Below are 20,297 nucleotides of genomic sequence, written 5' to 3' on the forward strand. Positions count from 1 at the left end.
AGTACCGCTTCCTTGGTACTACCTATCGGGCTGGCATATGCCAGCCCGATTTTTTATCTGATACGTCCCGCATCAGGGAATGGTTACCGTGATGGTCACTGTCGTGTTATAGGGGCCCGGAGTCACCAGGCTTTCCTGACCGGGGACGAGAGTGGGGTAAAACAATAATCGTGTCTGTGAGCTGCCACCCTGGAGTGGCCGTATCATGCCATTTTCCATCCCTAGTCCCAGCAGGTTGCCGGAGGCATCCGTCATGGCCACTCCAATACCGGGTTTGCTGGTGGCGATATAAGGGCCGTTGGCATCAGGGGTGCCCGTTGCTGTGGCAAAGAATTCAAGTCCTGAGAGATTGCCATGTGTACTGTTGGTGCAATCCACTGACAGGTCGATCGGCCTGGGTATATAACCTAACCCTGGTGGAGCTCCAATATTGAGTTGGTTGATTGCTGTGCTGCCCAGGTCCACGGTAAAAGTATCTCCTGCACGGAAGGAGCAGGTTTGTGTCGTCCTGACCGTAAAGTCAGCGCTTATTCTGATAAATGGGTGGTCAAGGTCTGGACCACCGATAGCGCTGGTGAACTGCCAGTAAACCTTGGCCAGTTCCCCGGAAAAGTGAGACTCTCCGAGAAAACTTCGGTCGACTCGAAGCTCAATCTGCCCTCGAGTTCCCGAGCTCACGTCAGCAGGTGTGTTATTAAGGGGGGCACAATTGGTGCCACCAGCATTCTGAACCTGGAAGAAGGGTACCGATACATTGCCACGACCAAAGATGAAAACAGATACTCGAGCTGAAAGGTGATCATTTAACCTGATCCAACCATCGGTTGTGGGCAGAGCAGGCTCGCCAGTAAATAACGAAAACTCTCGAATCTCGCTTGGGCAGTGGCAGACAGCGTTTCCCTGTGAGCGGTCGGAAAAGTCGCGTGAAGTGGTATTTCCTGACAGATTGGAACCATCAACCTGTTCAGTGGCTTGCACAAGGAACGACCCAGGGCCAGAGCACTGCCATTCAGGCAAGCCCGTGGGCACAGGGGCAGCCAAACTGGTAGTGCTAATCAAGCTGGTAGCAACCACTGCGGCAAGGGTGGCAAGGGTAAGAAGGTGGCGAATGAATGGGTAAGGTGTCATCATTTTTCGTATTTTAATGGGAGGTAGGAACGAGATTTTAATTATTTGTCCATCTGTTTGTGGATGGTGAATGATGCATGTTTTACACAATGAATTCTGTGTGTTGTTCGCAGATAAAAGTGAAATTAAATGTTTGTTTTTACAGGTGAATAGAGTGATGTAAATCGTATTTATGTCTCATGCCGGGTATGTCTTTCTTCAGGGAATAGTTACCGTGATGGTCACTGTTGCATTATAAGGCCCGGGAGTGACCTCGCTTTTCTGACCTGGGACGATAGTAGGGTAGAACTGTACTTTTTTTAGGGAACTTCCCCCTTGTAAAGGATGAATCTCACTATTCTCCATGCCTAGTCCCAGCAGGTTGCCGGAGACATCTGTCATCGCTACTCCGATACCTGGTTTACTGGTGGCGATATAGGGGCCATTGGTATTGGGAATACCTGCGGCTGTGGCAAAGAATTCAAGCCCTTGAATATCGCTATCCGAGATGTTGTCGCAGTTCACTGACAGGTCGATTTGCCTTGGTATATAACCAAGCTCTGGTGGTGCACCAACCTTGAGATGATTGATCGGTGTGCTTCCCAGGTCCACAGTAAAGGTATTTCCCGCACGGAAGGAGCAGTTTTGCGTGGTCTTGACCGAAATGTCAGCGTTTATTCTGGCAAAAGGATAGTTATGCGCTGGCCCGCCATCGGCACCTTGAAACTGCCTGTAGACTCTGGATAACTCACCAGAAAAGTGAGACTCACCGAGAAAACTCTTGTCGACCCGGAACTCGACCTGGCCATCGGCTGCTGGGGAGCGAGGGCCATAGCTGCTGGTGCCAGGAAAGCATCCACTCTGTTGGGAACTCCTGATCTGGAAAAAAGGTACTTGTTGATTGTCTAATCCATTGCCATGAATGATCACTCGCGCTGAAAGGTTATCGTTCAGCTTGAGCCAACCATTGGTTTCTGGCTGGGATGCGGTAGCTGTATATAACACATTGCCAGTATGAGATCTTGGGCAGTGACAAACAGTATGTATATCTGAATAGACAGAAAAACGACGTGAAGTGATGTTCCCCACCTGACGGGAACCATCAATTTTCTCAGTTGCTCCTACGAAAACTGAGGTTGGGCTGGCACATTGCCAGACAGGCAAGCCTTCTGGTAAAGGGTCGGTCGTAGTGATCGTGCTACCAATGGATATGCTGGAAACAAGGCATCCGTAAATGGCAAGGGAATGGCGAAGGTGAGAGGAAGATAACAACATCATCATGCTCCGCCATTATAATGAATAATGAATAGTAGATGAGGAACCGTAATCATTGATCCACCTGCCATTGATGCTGGCATTTGATGGTGCATTTCTTAGCTGTTTTACAATGAATATATGCTGGCCTTTCGGTGGGATAGGTGCGATATCAATGCTATCGCCACCCCCTGGCCAGGAAATCTGAAAACTGGCAAAATTGAGATAGAAGGGCGATGAGTTTTCGGCTATCAGCTCTTGCCCTGCTGGAGTGATATTTCCCCAGCGCCACTGCAGACGTTCGGCACCTTGGGCGACACTTCCCTTTAGCCCTGCTGGACGAAACAGCATTTTGATACGTGTGCGCAATGCCACCTGCATGGTGTTCAGATTTTCTGCCGCTGATAATTTCGGCGGTATTTCCAATACATTGAGCCAGAATAGTGATTCACGATCCTGGGGGAGAATACGGTTGATGTAGGCTAGTCGCAGTGTCTGCCCGGATCGGGCCTCAACGCGTGTTACCGGTGGTGTGATAACAAAGGGGAGGGCCTCCTCTCCAGGTTGGCGGCTGGCATCGCCACTATCCAGCCAGGATTGGACAAGGACTGCTGTATCTCCTTTGTTGGTCAATTCGATACTGACGTTCTTGCGCTCGCCTGGATAAATAACCCGAGAACCGGCAAGGGTGATGGCTGCTTGAGTCTGGCCTATGCTGAGCAGCAGCATGCACAGGATAAAGAGGACTGTCTTGATTCGGCGTGATTTCATGGGCTGGCCCTGCTGGTTGGCTACGTGATGACTTGGTCGTATGCATGACATTTGTCAGGCCTCATTAACCTGCTATCGAAAGTCGCTGTTCGGCTGAGGAACATGGCAGCTCGAGTCTGTGATAACCGTGTTCATCCACCGGTAGAGACTCGATGTCGGGTAGTTGCAGTTGGCAGGTGATGTCTGGCTCCAGCTCCACTTCCAGTGCACTATATGTTCCGCGAAAATAAATCAGCCCCCCCTGGCCCACCATGGTGATCATCTTTCCTGTTTGCGGATCGATGACGGATGAAGCAAATGGAACTTCATGACGGTTGGTGACCGATATCAGCACTGGCAAGCCGGAATTTGTCGGATATTCGACGGCCACGATGGCCCCACGTGTCGGTACCACATCCTGACCTGTTGAGCCCAGCTCTATGCTGTGGTCGAGAGCACTGGTATCAAGGCTCAAGCGGTTATATCGGTATGGTGTCAAGGTTGCTGCTAGAGCGTATCCCTGTTCATTCACAAACGTGCCTCGTGATGAACGTAATGCAGCACCATCAGCCCCTTCGGCCTTGATCAACGCCATGGTTTCACCGCGTTCGGGGCTGAACACCAGGCCCTCGGAGTGTGCCAATACTGTGCCACTCACGCTGGCGGAATACTGATTGGATGCATCCCCGATACTGGCATTGGCGCCTAGTGCCGTTGCTGGAGTATTCCATTGCAAGGAGCCGCCAAACTCTCCAGAGCTTTCCCCTATGAATGTATTGTTGGAAGCGTAGAGCTGATAGCTGCCTTGGTCACGTTTACCCGCAATTCCATTTACGCTGGTACGTAACTGATAGTTGTCCGAGTCTTCATAATTGCTGCTGAGTGATAGCCTGGGACGTTGGGTGCCCTGGCCAATGGGGAAGCTGAAAGAGGCGAAATAACGTGTCTCCGCTACATCGTCGGATAGGTCGCGGCTAGCGGACAGGGAAAGGCTGCCCCAATCAAAGGAATGGTTATAGTTGACCTGAAAGGTCGTGGTGTCTGCGCGCTCATCCCACCAGGAACTCGAGATGCCGCTGACGCCCAGGTTGCCGTATCTTCCCAGCGGCTGGCTGACACTGACCTGAAGACGATCACGCTCGCGTCGGAGGCTATCAAAGCTACTATTGCCGGATTCAAGTTGGGCATAATCAGCAAAGTTCAGGAATTCATCCGTCGAGAAGCGGTAGGCCGCCAGCGATACGTTGGTGGCACTGGTATCCAGTCGCTTGCTGTAACTGATCCGATAACTCTCGCCGGATAGTGTTTCGTGTTCACCTGATGATATCCGTACATCTTGAGCCCGGGACACCGTAGCATCAGCGCTCAGGGCGCCGATGGGGGTCGCGAAGGCGGCACCGACGATAGATGCCGCGTACTGTTCTGCCAGAGTGCCTCCGCCGTACACCGTCATGAAATTGTTGATTCCACGACGATAGGTTGCCTGGCTGAACAGTGGGCCATCGCTGCCTTCAACATTTCGATATTGTCCCAGGGTTGCGCTGAATCGTGAGGCTCCAGGTCTAAGCAGTTGCACCACTGATGAAAAAGGAAGCGTGAAGCTATGCTCGCTGCCATCGGCTTCGGTGACGGTTACCTCCAGGTCTCCGGCAAAGCTGGTGGCATACAGGTCGTTGATGACAAACTCACCAGGGGGAACGGATGTTTCGTAGATGACGGCATTGGCCTGGCGCACTGTGACAACCGCGCTTGAGTTGGCAATGCCACGAATTACCGGTGCAAAGCCGCGTTCTGACTCGGGCAGCATCTGGTCATCACTGGCCAATTGCACACCAGTGAACGGCACACTATTGAATTGGTCGCCTGGCGTGAAGTATTCACCCGCGGTAAATTGCGCTGTCACTGCAGTCACATCACGCTGGGCATAGGTATTGATGGCTTCATACCCTGTCTCGTCACCCCCCTGTATGTTGGCATTGTGACGCCATCGCCAGTCGCCAATATTGAAACCAGCTCCAAGATTGGCGTTGTAACGGGTTGAGCTTTCCCCTGTATCCGGGCGCGAGTGGAAAGCATTGGCCATGTATCCCAGAAAGCCAGCAGTAATGCCGTTGTCCCAGTCGGAAGGAGAGATGTAACCGCGCTTCACCTGGCCTAGATAGATTTGTGGAATGCTGACATCCGCGCGCAGGCTGGCGGAATCAACACTTACCTCTGCATTGGGTATGAGTGTCTTGACCTCCAGGCATTGCTGTTGAATCTGTCGCTGCAGAAGGGGTTGGTCTGGAAGCGCCTCCAAGTTGACTCCCCATTGCTGTAGCGCGCTTTCGCTGAAACATTGGGTTGTTTCCCCATCCGGGCTGGTAACGACCAGCATCTCCTGATCAAAGACGTCCTTGTCATTCAGCCATACGGAGAGTTCGTAGCGGCCATCAGTCAGCAGGTTCGAGCGTTCGAAGTGTGTCAGGTTGACGTTGCTGCCATTGCCTCTCAGAAATCGGGGGTCGAATTCGAGTATTGATTCTTCTTCAGCAAAGGCAACGGAAATATCTGAAATAGATAATGACACGATGGATGCCAGGATTATTGGAAAGTGAAATCGTGGGATACATGAAAGACAATAATGAAAGGCAATAGGGAGAGTGAATTTTAGAGACTCCAAGATAGATGCAGGAGCCAGTTTTGAGTGTTGTTTAAATATCTGTTGAGTTAAATTGACACAACCAGAAAGAGCAGACATTTCTACAACACTCCAAGGCCCCGCTTTTCTGGGATTTCGAGTAAAGTTCTCGAAAGCGGGAGCTACGACAAGGACCTGTTAATCTGAATGCGATTAATCGACCTATCTTCGGATAGATCAGTCATTGCCATCCCTGGCCGATATATAAAAATATCTATTTACTGATACTCTACGGTATAGACCAGTTGAGTATCCACATCCCCCGGCGTGGCTGCGCCACCAACAGCGATATACTGAGCGCTGTAAGTCAAATTGGCATTGCCAGACGTGTCAAAGCTGACAAAGGGGTTGTTTTCATTGCTTCGCAGGTCGATGGATGTTCCGCCAGCATCAATAATTTGTACCTGAGTGTTACCAGCAGGTGTAGCTGAATTGTTGACCAGGTTGCCAGTGCTTGAATCGACATTGGTCGACTCAAAGTAAGCGCGAGCGCCGCCAGTTGTCGGACATTCCGTCAAATTGAATGTAAACGCCGTGGCACCTGCCACTGCCCCGTTAGTGGTCAGGGAAGCGGTTGAAATGGTAGGCAATACCACACTACTGCTGGCGCTACCTCCATTTATGGTGACGGTACATGATGTATCTGTGACAGTGCCCGAGATATCGATGGTTCCATCGATTGCAAAGACACTACCAGACACCATGGAGCAGCAAGCTGCCATGATTAGTTTGGGCGAAAGTTTCATTTCTCATCTCCTTGGGAAGGGTTGTCTAATGAATTTATAAAGTATTCGTTCATGTGGCTTGTCACATTAAGAAACTACCATTTTTTCGACTGTTTTTATGAAAACGATTATGATCGTTTCGGTTGTGATCTACGGAACTCTGGCTTGTTTTCTTATGTTTATAACTTGTCTTTGATATATGGATATAATTGTGTGTTATTGGTATTGCTATTTATATTTTGAGAATGAAGCTTAAGTTTCGAAGTGAGTAGAGGTATTGATCTGTGTCAATTTTGTGCAGATATAGGCATAAGCTATGAGTGGTTTGGCTGTAACCATTGATTTTTTTAAATCTATTTGGTTGTTTGTTCTAGTTATTTGATCTGGTCTTTTTTAATCCAGTGAATATTTATATTTTCCATTATTTTTGTTGCTGTTTTTGGCTCTTGTCGCATAAGCCTTAAGGGTTAGTTGCCGAGTCCCGGATGGCATTGGCAATCCGGGGCCGGTGATGGGATCAAGCAGAAACGTCAAGCCGGGGAGATTGCAAGGGCGCACGGCCATTAGCGTGGTAGACATTGGCTGCGGCGATGCGGTGGAGATGATCGAGCATATGCTGGTTGTGGTCCATGCGCAGTTGCAGTAACTCACCATTGCGTCGGTTAGCACGGGAGATTTCCTGAGCGATCTGACGAATGCTGAGCCAGATCGGTTCACAGCCATTGTCCCTGGCAATCTGAAGAGCACCATGATCATCATCGCTGTAGTTCAGTTGACATTGGGTCTGGTGCCGTCTGCTTTCTGCCTTTGCCAATGCCTGTTGTAGCGAGGACTTTGCGTCAGTCAGTTGGACGAGGTGCAGTGCATCGACCTGTCCCTGAACCAGGCATTCCTGTTCTTCCTGCAACAACGCCAGTAACTGGCTGAGGTACTGGCGTTGCATATCAAGTAATAACGACAGGTTCACTGGGGTGTTTCCTTATCGAGCATGTCACGCACACTGGCCAACAAGCCGTCAGCAATGCGCTCGGGGGAGATATGCAAGCGGCCCTCGCGAATGGCATCACGTATCTCTGTCACACGGGCCATGTCGATATCCTGGCGGGTATCTGCATGGGGATGACTGAGATGTGTCAGGCTGGATGGAGCCCCCTGTTCATGGCCAGCTGGCAGGTTCGTCACCTTCTGCGACTGGGTGGTGGCACTCTTCTCGGTGGAGGCTGAGTGAGCCAGCGGTGTATTGGGGCTGATCTTCATGGTGAACGCTCTCTGGGCTGGAGAATGGGAGTCTTGCCCGAATTATCGGCCACGGACGTGAGAACTTTATAGCGTCGGGCCCAGATCTAGAACGTCACGCTGAGGATGCCCGGTCCGGCCACTCTGGCTTCGATGATGTTGCGTTGAGAAATACGGACTCGAATCATGTCACCAAGCCCGCCGGCATCCAGTGCCTTGCCCTGACGCTGTAGACGAAAACCTTGGCCAGATGCTTCGATGGTAACGGTCTGGTCACGATCTACCAGGCGCGGGGCCTGAAGATCGCGCGTGGAGAGACTATGCCCCTTTTGCAGGGGACGTCTGGCCTGTAGGCCAATCGCATTGATCGGGTCGTGCAGGATGTGGGCAGGCATCCGGCTCAGGTCGACCTGCTCCTGGCGCAGCATCTCCGGACGAATGCGCTCGCCGGTAGCAACATCCTGTGTGATGACCAGGCGATTCCCGAAGCGATGCACCTCAGCTTGCAAGTAACGAACATTCTGGGAGTTTTCTGCGCAGCGCACACCAATAGCGATTCGGCCCGACAGCGGTTGGTCCGGTCGAGGCAGGAACGGAACAGGGCTGTGGCAGGCATCAAGATGGTCTGCGGGAGGAAAGACTTGTATATCGGTGTCTTCAGGGGTGGCTCCCTCTGCCTGCAAACGCGTGCTGAGAAAGGCTTCAACTTGTGCCGTTATGGTATTTCCGTTGGGGGAAACAGCAGCGATAGCAGGCAGCGTAAAGACCATGATCAGCGCGCTCAGTCGCCATTGGCTGGCCATCCTCACTAGGGCATGTACTCCACATCGATAATGTCTGATGTTACGGGGCAGGCGCCTCGTCATGTTGTCCTGCAGGCAATGACTTGGGCCATCGTCTCGAATATGAGTCTATCTCCGGGCGGTAGGCAGCATGCTTTGAATTGCCATAGGGATTGTGGGCTGTTTGACGCTTTGTCATGACGCCTGCCTGCTTATGCTCCATCGTCGAACCTATGCCGTTGGAGTGCTGCACGATGATCGACCAGATCGAAGCCTCTCTCGCTTTTCACCAGCGGGCCCTGACGCTGCGCCAGGAGCGCCAAAAGGTGCTGGCCAGCAATATCGCCAATGCCGATACCCCGGGCTACAAGGCCCGGGACCTGGACTTTTCCCGGGCCTTGGAAGATGCCATGTCCGACGTTTCTCAGTCTGGTCTGGCGCTGAAGCGCACCTCTGACCGTCACTTGATGGGACAAGGTGCTTCGGGCGCGCTGGATAACCGCCACTTGCTGTATCGGGTCCCTGACCAGCCGAGTCTGGATGGCAATACCGTGGATATGGATCGTGAACGCAGTGCCTTTGCTGACAATTCGGTGCGTTATCAAGCCGCACTGACCATTCTTGACCAGCGTCTTCAAGGCCTGAGACAAGCCATGCAGCCGGAACGCTGATGTGTTTTCAGTGAGCCGATGGCTCTGCCAGTGAGCTGAAGGCTCTGTCATTTGAGCTGATGGCTCTCTCAGCAGATGCCACTGCAAGTATCGCGCATAAAGGAATTCACCTATGTCGATGTTTTCCATTTTCGATATCGCTGCCTCGGGCATGAGTGCTCAGGCCCAGCGTATGAATGTCACCGCCAGCAATCTGGCCAATGCCGACAGCGTTTCAGGCCCAGATGGTCAACCATACCGGGCCCGGCAGGTGATGTTTGAATCGAAAGCTTCATCCAGCGGAATCGGCGGTGTCATGGTCAGCCAGGTGGTCGAGGATCCTTCCCCCATGCGCCGGGAATACCACCCTGGACACCCACTGGCGGATGACGCCGGCTACGTGACCATGCCGAACGTCGATCCGGTGGGCGAGATGGTCAACATGATCTCGGCCTCGCGCTCCTATCAGGCCAATGTCGAGATCATGAATACCAGTAAGCAGTTGATGCTCAAGACCCTCACTCTCGGAGAAGGATAATGCCCAATACCATCGACGCGGGGATCTACACCAGCGTTAACTCTGTCACGGCCAAAGCCAGCTCTGTTCAGGCTTCCGATGAGCTGAGCGACAACTTCATGACCTTGCTGGTGACGCAACTGCAGAACCAGGATCCGCTCAAGCCCATGGATAACAGCCAGATGACATCGCAACTGGCTCAGATCAATACCGTGGCTGGCATCGAAGAACTCAATGCTTCCATCGCGGTGATCAACGATCAGATCGATGCCGGGCAAGCCATGCAGGCTGCGGCGCTGATCGGTAAAGGGGTGCTGGTGCCTGGCGACAATCTACTGCTGACGCATACCGATGATGGTGAACAAGTCACGACGCCCTTTGGTATCGAGCTCGATACACCCGCCTCAAGTGTCAAGGTCAAGATCACCAACGAGTCCGGTGAAGTCATCAACAGTTACGACCTTGGCCCGGTATCAGCCGGTGTCGAGTCCTTCCAGTGGGATGGTCTGTCCGATAGTGGCGAGGCGGCGGTTGAAGGGGGGTATCACGTCAGTGTGGAAGCGACTGGAGCCGATGGTGAATCCATCGATGTCACTACGCTCAACTACGCCATTGTCGGTGCGGTAACACCCGCGGATAAGAGTGGCAAGGTCATGCTGGATCTTGGTGCGGTATATGGACAGGTTGAACTCAAGGATGTGCGTCAGATCCTGTGATGACCACGGTGCTGACGAAACGAAACTCAGGGAATAGGTAAAAGGAGCAGGAAATGGGATTTTCACAAGCACTTAGCGGCCTGAATGCGGCAGCCAGCAGCCTGGATGTACTGGGCAACAATATCGCCAACTCCCAGACGGTGGGCTACAAGAGCGGCAGTGCCCAGTTTGCCGATGTCTTTGCCAACTCCCGCGTTGGACTGGGGACTCGGGTCTCCACGGTATTGCAGGATTTTGGTGGCGGCAACCTGGAAGCCACTAACCGACCGCTGGACCTGGGAATCAGTGGCCAAGGGTTCTTCCGCATGGAGCAAAACGGTCAGGTGGTCTATTCGCGCAATGGTCAACTCACCCTGACACCTGACGGCTATTTGCAGAACGCTTCTGGCGCCCGAATCATGGGCTATGGCACCAATGCTACCGGCGATGTACAGGTAGGCGGGCAGCCAACGGTTCTCCAGATTGATGCCGACGAAATGCCGGCCAGTGCCACCTCAAGAGTATCGACAACCTTCAATCTGGATTCCCGCTCAGTAGTCGGTGAGGACCTCAACAAGGTCGATCTGCATGATCCTGCCGGTAATGATGTCAGCATCGATTACCACTATTCCAATAATTTCACTGCATATGATTCGCTGGGCAATCCGCGCAATGTGACGGTCTATTACGAGAAAACGGGCCCCAATGCCTGGAGCGCGAACATCGCCATGGATGGAAAAGTACTGATGGACGGGGCTGCACCTCAATCCTTTGACATGGCCTTCGACCAGAACGGACAGCTGACTTCGCCATCGCCTGCTGAGTTCAACATGGCGTTCGCCAGTGCAGACTTCTTCGACGGTGCCGCAGCGGACATGCCACTGAAGTTCGATGTTGCGGGCTCCACTCAGTTCGGCAACGACGCCAGCACAACGGCTCTGACACAGAACGGTTATACCTCCGGCGCTCTGGTCGGGATCACCATCGAAGACGATGGCACCGTGGTGCGTAATTATGCCAATGAGCAGTCGCGGCCAGCCGGTCAAATTGCCTTGGCCAACTTCCGTAACCCCGAAGGACTCAATCCCGTCGGCAACAATGCCTGGGTGGCCACCGATGCTTCCGGCCAGGAACTGGTAGGTGCGCCGAACACTGGACTCCTGGGAGGTATCGAGTCCGGTATGGTGGAGACTTCCAATGTCGATATGGCTCGTGAGCTGGTCAAGATGATCGTCACCCAGCGTGCCTATCAGGCCAACTCGCAGACGATCAAGACTCAGGATGAAGTCTTGCAGACGGCTATCAGCCTGCGCTGACGGAGTATTGACTCATGGATCGCATGCTTTACACCGCCATGAGCGGTGCCCGTCAGAGCATGGAACAGCAAGCTGTGGTCAGCCACAACCTGGCCAATGCCTCTACTGCAGGTTTTCGTGCCCAGCTGCATGCCATGCGCGCAGTACCTGTTCAGGGAGAGGCGCGTTTGGCGACTCGCGTTTCAGTGGCCGCTTCCACTCCGGGAGCGGACTTCACCCCCGGACCGATCACCCGCACCGGACGTACCCTGGATGTGGCGATCGATGGCCCAGGTTTCTTTGCCGTACAGACGCAGGATGGCCAGGAAGCCTATACCCGCCAAGGTGATTTCCAGGTGGATGGCAATGGCCAGCTGATGTCCGCTGGCCGACCGGTGATCGGTGAAGGTGGGCCGATCCAGGTGCCTCTTGGAGCGGAATTGTTCATGGGCGCTGATGGCACCATCAGTGGTATCGGCATGGGAGAAGATCCCGATGCCTTGGCGGAAGTCGGTCGCCTGAAGCTGGTCGAGCCTGGCGAGGCCGAGGTAGTGCGTGGTGATGATGGGTTGTTTCGCGCCAAGCCGGATGCCCAGGGACAGAACACGCCGTTAGCTGCCTCTGAAAATGTGCGAGTGGTGGCCGGTGCCCTGGAGGGAAGTAACGTCAATCCGGTGGAATCCATGGTGGCCATGATCGATGTGGCCAGACGCTATGAACTGCAGACCCAGGCGATCAGTGACGCTGATGAAAACGCTCAGCAGGCCAATAGCTTGTTGCTGCTCAATGGCTGATGATTTCTTTAAGCTTAGTCGCCTGATAAACAAGGAAAAAATATGATCAAGTCGTTGTGGTCGGCCAAGACAGGGCTGGAAGCCCAGCAGGTCAAGCTGGATGTCATTTCCAATAACCTGGCGAACGTTTCGACCAATGGTTTCAAGCAGTCGCGGGCAGTATTCGAGGACCTGCTGTATCAGAACCTGCGCCAGCCAGGTGCCCAGAACAATGTCCAGGACCGCTTGCCGTCAGGCATGCAGATAGGAACCGGGGTGCGTCCGGTCGCCACTGAGCGGCTGCATACCCAGGGAAGCCTGGAAGAGACCCAGAACTCCAGGGATCTAGCGATCAATGGCAAGGGGTTCTTTCAGGTGGTGATGCCGGATGGCTCCACTGCCTATACCCGGGATGGCAGCTTCCAACTGGATGAAAACGGCCAGGTGGTAACGGCCAACGGCTATCCACTGGAGCCGGCGATCATCGTTCCCGATAACGCACTGTCGGTATCTATTGGCGAGGATGGCATCGTCTCGGTGACAGAGCCCGGCACCAGTGAAACCAATGAAGTCGGCCAGATCTCGTTGAGCACGTTTATCAATCCGACGGGGCTCGAAGCCATTGGCGGCAATCTCTATGTGGAGACGTCCTCCTCCGGGCCACGTAACGAAAGTATTCCTGGCATGAACGGAGCAGGCCGTCTGTTGCAGGGCTATGTGGAGACGTCCAACGTCAATGTGGTCGAGGAGATGGTCAGCATGATCCAGACTCAGCGCGCCTACGAGATCAACAGCAAGGCCGTGCAGACCAGCGACGAAATGCTGGCACGCTTGGCCCAGCTGTAAGCAGGGGGACGCATGGATAGTCGCGCTGGCTTTGTTGGCTTGGCCCTGGTAACGCTGCTCGTGTTGGGTGGTTGTGCCCAGATACCGCGTGCTTCGGTAGTCGGGGAGCAGGAGAAAATCGAGATTCCGGATCGCCCGGAGCCAGTGGCCAATGGTTCCATCTATCAGAGGCCTCGTGGCTACCAGCCATTGTTCGAGGACCGTCGCCCTCGGAGTGTCGGCGATATCCTCACCATTGTCCTCGATGAAGAGGTCAGCGCGAGCAAGAACTCTACCTCCAACGCCTCCCGTTCGGGGGGGACCAGTCTGACATTCACCACTGTGCCCAAAGGTGCAGAAGACTTGCTGGATTATAACCTCGAGGTAGATGGAGACGCAGATTTCAAAGGAGGTGGGGGATCTCGGGCCAATAACACCTTTACCGGCACCATCACTGTCTCGGTGGTCCAGGTGATGAACAATGGCAATTTACGGGTGCGTGGTGAAAAGCAGATTGCCATCAACCAGGGAACCGAGTTCATTCGCTTCGCCGGAGTGGTCAATCCGCGCACCATCACCGCCGAGAACAGTGTGCCTTCTACTGCGGTGGCCGATGCGCGTATCGAATACGTCGGCAATGGTTATATCAACGAAGCGCAGACCATGGGCTGGTTGCAACGCTTCTTCCTCAATGTATCGCCGTTCTGATTGGCAGGCCCCGCATGCGTAATCCCATTCATCGTCGTCCCACCCTGACCCTTGGTTCTCTGATGCTGGTGCTGTTGACGGGTTTGATGCTGTTTTCAGGCTTGACCAAGGCTGAGCAAGTCCGTGACCTGGCATCCTTTGCTGGAGTACGTGATAACCCCCTGGTGGGCTATGGGCTGGTCGTCGGCCTGGATGGTACGGGCGACCAGACCATGCAGGCGCCATTCACTGGGCAGAGCCTCAATAACATGCTTTCGCAGCTTGGTATCACGGTACCGCCAGGCACCAATATGCAATTGCGCAATATCGCCGCTGTCATGGTGACTGCCGATCTGCCTCCCTTTGCTACGCCAGGACAGCGTCTCGATATTGTGGTGTCTTCGGTGGGAAATGCCCGGAGCTTGCGTGGCGGAACTTTGCTGATGACGCCTCTTAAAGGGGCCGATGGTGATGTCTATGCTTTGGCCCAGGGAAACTTGCTGATCAATGGCGCGAGTGCGCAGTCCGCTGGTAGCAGTGCACAGACTGGACATCAGGCCAGTGGTCGCATCGCTGGTGGCGCCACAGTAGAGCAAAGTGTGCCGTTGTCCCTGGGCGATCAGTACGGTGGTCTGGAGTTGCATCTCAAGCAAGCTGATTTCGGTACTGCCGAGCGCGTAGTCAGTGCCATCAATGCGGATTTTGGTTATCCCGTTGCTTCAGCGCGCAACGGTGGTGTCATCCTGCTCAACGGGCCAACCAATGCCAACTCCCGAGTCAACTTCATGGCCCAGGTCGAGAGTGTCGATGTGTCACCCGTCCAGCCACCTGCGAGAGTCGTGCTGAATTCGCGTACTGGATCGATCGTACTCAATGGGGCGGTGACCTTGAGTCGGGCCGCAGTGGCTCATGGCAACCTGTCCGTTGTCATTGATACCTCCCTTGGTGTCAGCCAGCCTGCCCCTTTCAGCAAGGGTAGGACGCGTGTGGTACCGAAATCGGATATCTCCATCAATGAGGAAACTGGCACGTTGCGGGTCGTGGAAGGCGCTAATCTGCTCGACGTGGTGGATGCCCTCAATGCCCTCGGTGCTACGCCAAATGACCTGATGGCGATCCTTGAAGCGCTCAAGGCTGCAGGCTCTCTACATGCCGAACTGGAGATCATCTGATGAGTAGCGGCGTCAGCGGCATTTCAGGGTTATCGGCAACGGCATTGAGCAGTGCCAGCCTGGCCACCGGCAGTACCGGACAAGCTGGATTTACCCTGGATATCAATGGCCTGGAAAGGCTCAAGACAGACGCTCGGGTGGATCGACAAGGTGCTGCTGACGAGGTGGCCCGTCAGATAGAGGCGCTGTTCATCGACATGATGATGAAGAGCATGCGACAGGCGATGCCGGATTCAGGACTGACGAATTCTCGAGACACCCAGTTCTACCAGTCATTGCTCGACAAACAGTGGTCACAGGTCATGGCTCGACGTGGTATCGGTCTTGCTGATCAGTTGCTTGGCCAGTTGGGAGCACCTCAAGCCAGTGAACGTGCCGAACAGATGGAAAGCCTGATAGCGGGGATTCCGCGAGGTGCGCCCCGACCGCTGGCGAATACCCTGCGTAGTGTGATGGATGAGGGGCGTGAAGAGGTTCCGGTGCCGCAGAGCTTCCTGGATGAGCTTGGCGCTGTGGATCAAGGAATGAATGCTGTCCAGGCCAGCATGCAGGTTGCTGGGCAGGATGTGCGAGAAGCACCTGCCCATGTCCGCGACTTCCTGGCCAGGCTTGCTGAGCCAGCCCAGGAGGCAAGCCGCAATTCAGGAGTACCGGCAGAGCTGATGTTGGCCCAGGCGGCACTAGAAACGGGTTGGGGGCGTCGCGAGATTGCGGCGCCAAATGGTGGCAACAGCTACAACCTGTTTGGTATCAAGGCAGGCAGCCAGTGGCGCGGCCCCACGACACGCATTACGACACATGAAGTAGTGAATGGAACGCGGCAGCGCATCTGTGATGAGTTCCGGGTCTATGGCTCTTTCGAGGAAGCCTTCACGGATTATGCACGGTTGGTGACCGGTAACTCTCGCTATGCCGGAGTGGTAAAGGCAGGGAGTGGTGCTGAAGCAGCGCGGGCCTTGCAGCGAGGAGGATACGCCACCGACCCGGCCTATGCCGCCAAGCTGATTGCCATCATGTACACCATGGGGCCATTGGAAGATAACGCGGTTGCCATTGATGGCGAGGCCAACGATCAGGCAGTGGGCAGTGCCAGTGTGGCCGATGGGCATTTGGCCACGGCACAACGTCATGAGGTTCTACCCCCATCTTATGCACCGGTTCATTGGGTGGCCGAGGCTGACTTGAAGAAAGAGCATCTCTAGAGAAACACGGAAAGCCCATGTTTTCCTAAAGTTTCTCTGTCGCTGGCCGATAGACGTCATATTGGCGCAAGGAGCTGAAACATGAGCATTTTCTCCATCGGTCTGAGCGGTCTCAATGCCGCTCAGGTTGCCTTGGGAACCACCAGCAACAATATCAGCAATGTCTATACGCCCGGCTACAATCGCCAGGTAACGGTACTCGGTGAAGGAAGTAGCGGGGCTCAAGGGGTTCAGGTCAATGACATTCAGCGACAGTTCAATCGCTATGTCGCTGATCAGCTCAATGGGGCCACTAGCGCAACCTCGGCATTGGAAACCTATGCCACTCAGGTTGAGCAGATCGACAGTTTGCTTGCCGACAAGGACGCAGGACTCGCACCATTGATGCAAAAGTTCTTCTCTGCCATGGGGGATCTGGCCAGCGCGCCATCCGATCCGGCAGCTCGTCAAGGAGTGCTTGGTTCTGCGGATACGCTCTCCGCCCAATTTCGTTCATTCGATGCTTACCTGCAGGATATGCAGGAAGGGATCAATGGCCAGGTTCGTGATGAAGTCACCCAGATCAATAATGCCACTGAACAACTGGCATCGCTCAATCGCCAGATAACCCTGGCGCGAGCCAAGCAGGGAGAAGCGCCCAATGCGTTGCTCGACCAGCGTGATCAACTGGTTCAGGAGCTCAGCCAGCGACTGGATGTCGAGCTGACCGTGCAGGATGGTTCGTCCTATCAGATCAGCCTACCCAGTGGCCAGCCTCTGGTGTCAGGCACTCAAGCATATCAGCTGGAGGCCGTGTCCTCTGCCAATGACCCTCAGCGTATCGTGCTGGGGTATCGTGACCCGGGCGGTGGCCTTCAGATCCTGGATGAAGACGCTATCAAAGGCGGAAGTCTTGGTGGAGCGATGCGTTTTCGCGCCGAGACTCTGGATCGTACCCAGAACCAGATCGGTCAACTGGCGGTGTCCTTGGCCGTTGCCTTCAACGAGCAACATGCTCAAGGCACAACCCTTGAAGGACAAGCGGGAGGCACGTTCTTCGATATTGGTCAGCCACGGGTGTTTTCTAACAACACCAATAAAGGCAGTGCTGAGGTCAGCGCCTCGTTTGACAATGACAACATCGCGGCGTTGGCGGCTGCCGATTATACAGTGGAGGTCGTCGACGCGGACGGCAGCCCACCGAAGTTTGAAATTATTCGCAAGGATACGGGGAAAGCGCTGGATGCCAGTGACGTCAGTTATGACGTGGCGAGTGGAGAGCTGAGCTTTGCTGGCGTGAAGCTGAGTATTGATGACCCGGCGAAGCTTGCGACTGGTGATAGCTTCGAGGTACAGCCCGTACGGCGTGCTGCGGGAGGTTTTGCCTGTGCGATCGATGATCCAGACGAGATCGCTGCGGGCCTTGGTGGTGGCAGTGGTGACAACGAGAATGCCCTGGCCATGCAGAAGCTGCAGGACAAGCTGCTGGTCGGAGGCAGTGCTACGTTCAGTCAGGCTTATGCTTCGCTGGTCAGTGACGTGGGTAATCGTACCAACGTGGTGAAGGTCAACCTGGCCGCCCAACAGGGGCTGAGCGAGCAATTGCGAGCGGTCCAGCAGTCCGAATCCGGGGTCAATCTTGATGAAGAAGCGGCCAATCTGATTCGTTATCAGCAGTATTACCAGGCCAACGCCAAGGTGATTGATACGGCGACAGCCGTTGTCGACACCATCCTTGGGCTGCGCTCCTGAGCCAGCGATTGATTGCGGAGAGACTGTCATGCGTATCAGTACCGTCACCATGTTCGAGCAGAGTGTCAGCTCCATGAACCGTCAGCAGGCTGATTTCATGCACCTGAGCGAGCAGATGGCCTCAGGTCGGCGAGTCGTTAACCCTTCCGATGACCCACAGGCCGCCTCCCGTGCGGTTGCGGTCAGTCAGGCTCAGGCTGCGACCAAGCAGTTCTCTGATGCCCGGGTCAGCGCCCGTAATGCCCTGTCCCAGGAAGAAAGTGTTCTCAATAGCGTCAGTGATGCGATTTCCAGTGCCAAGGCACTGATTGTCCAGGCCGCCAATGGAACGCTCAGTGATGCTGACCGCCAATCGGTAGCCAGTGAATTGCGTGGCATCTATGAAAGTGTCATCGGTCAGGCCAATGCAACCGATGGCAATGGTCGCTACCTGTTCGGTGGTTATCAGGACGGCAGCGAACCCTTCATTGATAATGGGCATGGTGTCGAGTACATCGGCGATGACCAGGTTCGTCGTCAGCGCGTGGATGCTTCACGGGAAATGCGGATTGGGGACAGTGGGCGGGATATCTTCCTCAGTGTGCCTAGCGGGGCAGATTATGTTGCGCAGCAGGGACGAGTCGATGCCGACGGCAATGTTGAGACCGTCAATACAGGCAGTGTGACGTTCAAGGGGCCACAGGTGATCGATAATGGTGATCCTGGCTATGGTCAATCCTACCAGGTGGTATTCGCCTCGGATGCAGACGGCAACGCAACGTATAGCGTCCAGCAGCAGGCGGCCGATGGTAGCTGGCAGAGTGCAGGCATCGACAATCAGCCCTATGACCCACAAGGCACGAGTGTGGAGGTGGGTGGATTGCGCCTGGACCTGCAAGGGCAACCTGCAGATGGAGATGCCATTACCTATGCCCCGGCAAATGAAATGGACACCAACCTGTTCCATACCTTCGAAAAAGCGCTGGCAGTGCTGGAGAGTCCGGCACAAACACCTGCTGAACAGGCGACCATGAACAACGCCCTCAGCACTGCGATGCGTGAGTTCGATGCCAGCCTGGATAATGTGCTGACCACACGGGCTTCGGTAGGCGCGCGCCTCAATGAATTAGATGTGATCGATTCGGTCAGCGGAAACCGCGAACTGAACTATGCCCAGACCATGTCGGATCTGGTCGACCTGGATTACAACCAGGCCATTTCAGAATATTGTCTGCGCCAGGTCGGCATGCAGGCCGCCCAGCAGGCTTTCGTCGGTATTCGCGATCTGTCGTTGTTCAAGTACTTGTAGACGGGGCCTCAAGTTGAGTTTCTGCTGACAGCAGGTAGTAGAAACTCAACAATTACGAGGTTGCTGTCACCGAGAAGACTGGGAATGTACAGCGTGAGGCTTTACTGAGAGGGGCTTACTGAAAGGGTCTTACTGAGTGAGCGGTGCCATGCTGTCCAGTATCAGATGTAGATAGCTAAGCCCCTGGTGAACATGGCGTTCAAGGAATGGACCAAGCTCTTTCATCAGAGCAATCAGCAGAACCAGTCCAACAGTCAGGGTCGTAGGAAAGCCGATATTGAACACGGTCAGTTGTGGGGCTGCGCGGTTGAGAATCCCCAGCGCCAGGTTGATGACCAGTAGCGAAGCGACCAATGGCAGGGCCAGTAGTAACCCTGTGGCAAAAATGCTGGCGCTATAGCGGACAACCAGAATGAAGGCCTCGGGATTGAAGTGCTGGATACCGATCGGCAGGGTGATGAAGCTATTGACCAATGTTTCCAGAACAATCAGATGGCCATTCAGAGAAAGAAAGATCAATAGCATGAACATATAGAGGTAACGGGACACCACCGTCATGTTGGTCCCGATGGATGGGTCAAAGAAGGTAGCAAACGCCAATCCCATCTGCAGGCCAATGAACTCGCCGCTGGCCTGCACCATTCCTAGCATCACACGCACCGTCATGCCGATGGTCACGCCGATGATGATCTGTTCCACAATCAGACCAAATCCCGACCAGGACGATATCGGTATGGCCGGCATCGGAGGAATCAGAGGCGCAATCATCATGCTGATGGCTGCTGCCAGGGCAACCTTGACCTGGGTGGGAATCGCCCCATGCCCCCACAGTGGTGCGCTCAGCATCAGTGAGGATATGCGGAAGAAGGGCCACAGGAAGATAACCAGCCAATCCTGCAGTTGGTTAGAGGTGAGCTCGATCATCGGC

General features: G+C 54.4%; 20 protein-coding genes. 11 read left to right on the top strand and 9 right to left on the bottom strand.

The annotated features are described in order from the left end of the window. Window positions 1-72: 72 nt before the first annotated feature. The 8 genes from E4T21_RS21210 to flgA all read right to left on the bottom strand — a co-directional run bounded on the left by E4T21_RS21210 (window position 73) and on the right by flgA (window position 8,555). Window positions 73-678, bottom strand: coding sequence for a fimbrial protein (locus E4T21_RS21210; protein ID WP_187775058.1), 606 nt, complete (start codon window positions 676-678; stop codon window positions 73-75). 648 nt (window positions 679-1,326) lie between these two features. Next, window positions 1,327-2,388, bottom strand: coding sequence for a fimbrial protein (locus E4T21_RS21215; RefSeq protein WP_149286923.1), 1,062 nt, complete (start codon window positions 2,386-2,388; stop codon window positions 1,327-1,329). Window positions 2,389-2,397: 9 nt separating this feature from the next. Next, window positions 2,398-3,132 carry a fimbrial biogenesis chaperone gene (locus E4T21_RS21220; protein ID WP_187775059.1) on the bottom strand — a complete coding sequence of 245 codons (735 nt, stop codon included), beginning with the start codon at window positions 3,130-3,132 and terminating at the stop codon, window positions 2,398-2,400. 64 nt (window positions 3,133-3,196) lie between these two features. Then, window positions 3,197-5,680, bottom strand: a complete 2,484-nt coding sequence (locus E4T21_RS21225; protein WP_187775060.1) for a fimbria/pilus outer membrane usher protein — start codon at window positions 5,678-5,680, stop codon at window positions 3,197-3,199. Window positions 5,681-6,009: 329 nt separating this feature from the next. Then, the gene (locus E4T21_RS21230; RefSeq protein WP_149286926.1) at window positions 6,010-6,537 is read right to left on the bottom strand and encodes a fimbrial protein; all 528 of its coding nucleotides are present in this window, start codon (window positions 6,535-6,537) and stop codon (window positions 6,010-6,012) included. Between the two features lie 496 nt (window positions 6,538-7,033). Continuing rightward, complete coding sequence (locus tag E4T21_RS21235; protein WP_149286927.1) at window positions 7,034-7,483, bottom strand: flagella synthesis protein FlgN; 450 nt, start codon at window positions 7,481-7,483, stop codon at window positions 7,034-7,036. Beyond that, entirely contained in the window at window positions 7,480-7,773 is a 294-nt protein-coding gene (flgM, locus tag E4T21_RS21240; RefSeq protein WP_149286928.1) for a flagellar biosynthesis anti-sigma factor FlgM, read from the bottom strand. The genes E4T21_RS21235 and flgM overlap by 4 nt, the downstream gene beginning before the upstream one ends. 86 nt (window positions 7,774-7,859) lie before the next feature. Next, entirely contained in the window at window positions 7,860-8,555 is a 696-nt protein-coding gene (flgA, locus tag E4T21_RS21245; RefSeq protein WP_240349409.1) for a flagellar basal body P-ring formation chaperone FlgA, read from the bottom strand. A gap of 233 nt (window positions 8,556-8,788) precedes the next feature. Between flgA and flgB the strand changes: the two genes are divergently transcribed. The 11 genes from flgB (at window position 8,789) to flgL (ending at window position 19,369) form a co-directional block, all read left to right on the top strand. Continuing rightward, window positions 8,789-9,205 carry a flagellar basal body rod protein FlgB gene (gene flgB / locus E4T21_RS21250; protein ID WP_149286930.1) on the top strand — a complete coding sequence of 139 codons (417 nt, stop codon included), beginning with the start codon at window positions 8,789-8,791 and terminating at the stop codon, window positions 9,203-9,205. A gap of 112 nt (window positions 9,206-9,317) precedes the next feature. Then, on the top strand, window positions 9,318-9,722 hold the full coding sequence (gene flgC / locus E4T21_RS21255; protein WP_149286931.1) for a flagellar basal body rod protein FlgC: 405 nt from the start codon (window positions 9,318-9,320) through the stop codon (window positions 9,720-9,722). Next, window positions 9,722-10,417 carry a flagellar hook assembly protein FlgD gene (locus E4T21_RS21260; RefSeq protein WP_149286932.1) on the top strand — a complete coding sequence of 232 codons (696 nt, stop codon included), beginning with the start codon at window positions 9,722-9,724 and terminating at the stop codon, window positions 10,415-10,417. The genes flgC and E4T21_RS21260 overlap by 1 nt, the downstream gene beginning before the upstream one ends. A 53-nt stretch (window positions 10,418-10,470) precedes the next feature. Beyond that, entirely contained in the window at window positions 10,471-11,712 is a 1,242-nt protein-coding gene (gene flgE / locus E4T21_RS21265; RefSeq protein ID WP_149286933.1) for a flagellar hook protein FlgE, read from the top strand. 14 nt (window positions 11,713-11,726) lie between these two features. After that, the gene (gene flgF, locus E4T21_RS21270; protein WP_149286934.1) at window positions 11,727-12,485 is read left to right on the top strand and encodes a flagellar basal-body rod protein FlgF; all 759 of its coding nucleotides are present in this window, start codon (window positions 11,727-11,729) and stop codon (window positions 12,483-12,485) included. Window positions 12,486-12,527: 42 nt separating this feature from the next. After that, the gene (flgG, locus tag E4T21_RS21275) at window positions 12,528-13,310 is read left to right on the top strand and encodes a flagellar basal-body rod protein FlgG (protein WP_149286935.1); all 783 of its coding nucleotides are present in this window, start codon (window positions 12,528-12,530) and stop codon (window positions 13,308-13,310) included. Window positions 13,311-13,322: 12 nt separating this feature from the next. After that, window positions 13,323-13,997 (top strand): flagellar basal body L-ring protein FlgH, encoded by a 675-nt coding sequence (locus E4T21_RS21280; protein ID WP_149286936.1) that lies wholly within the window; start codon window positions 13,323-13,325, stop codon window positions 13,995-13,997. Window positions 13,998-14,011: 14 nt separating this feature from the next. Further along, entirely contained in the window at window positions 14,012-15,148 is a 1,137-nt protein-coding gene (locus E4T21_RS21285) for a flagellar basal body P-ring protein FlgI (RefSeq protein ID WP_149286937.1), read from the top strand. After that, entirely contained in the window at window positions 15,148-16,350 is a 1,203-nt protein-coding gene (flgJ, locus tag E4T21_RS21290) for a flagellar assembly peptidoglycan hydrolase FlgJ (RefSeq protein WP_187775062.1), read from the top strand. Before E4T21_RS21285 ends, flgJ begins: the two co-directional genes overlap by 1 nt. Before the next feature lie 81 nt (window positions 16,351-16,431). After that, window positions 16,432-18,081 carry a flagellar hook-associated protein FlgK gene (gene flgK, locus E4T21_RS21295; protein ID WP_149286938.1) on the top strand — a complete coding sequence of 550 codons (1,650 nt, stop codon included), beginning with the start codon at window positions 16,432-16,434 and terminating at the stop codon, window positions 18,079-18,081. A 28-nt stretch (window positions 18,082-18,109) separates the two neighbouring features. Beyond that, complete coding sequence (gene flgL / locus E4T21_RS21300; RefSeq protein WP_149286939.1) at window positions 18,110-19,369, top strand: flagellar hook-associated protein FlgL; 1,260 nt, start codon at window positions 18,110-18,112, stop codon at window positions 19,367-19,369. Between the two features lie 129 nt (window positions 19,370-19,498). Here flgL and fliR read toward each other — a convergent pair whose 3' ends face one another. After that, window positions 19,499-20,293 (bottom strand): flagellar biosynthetic protein FliR, encoded by a 795-nt coding sequence (fliR, locus tag E4T21_RS21305; protein ID WP_149287365.1) that lies wholly within the window; start codon window positions 20,291-20,293, stop codon window positions 19,499-19,501. Window positions 20,294-20,297: the final 4 nt, after the last annotated feature.

Source organism: Halomonas binhaiensis, from assembly GCF_008329985.2.
Classification (GTDB): Bacteria; Pseudomonadota; Gammaproteobacteria; order Pseudomonadales; family Halomonadaceae; genus Halomonas; species Halomonas binhaiensis.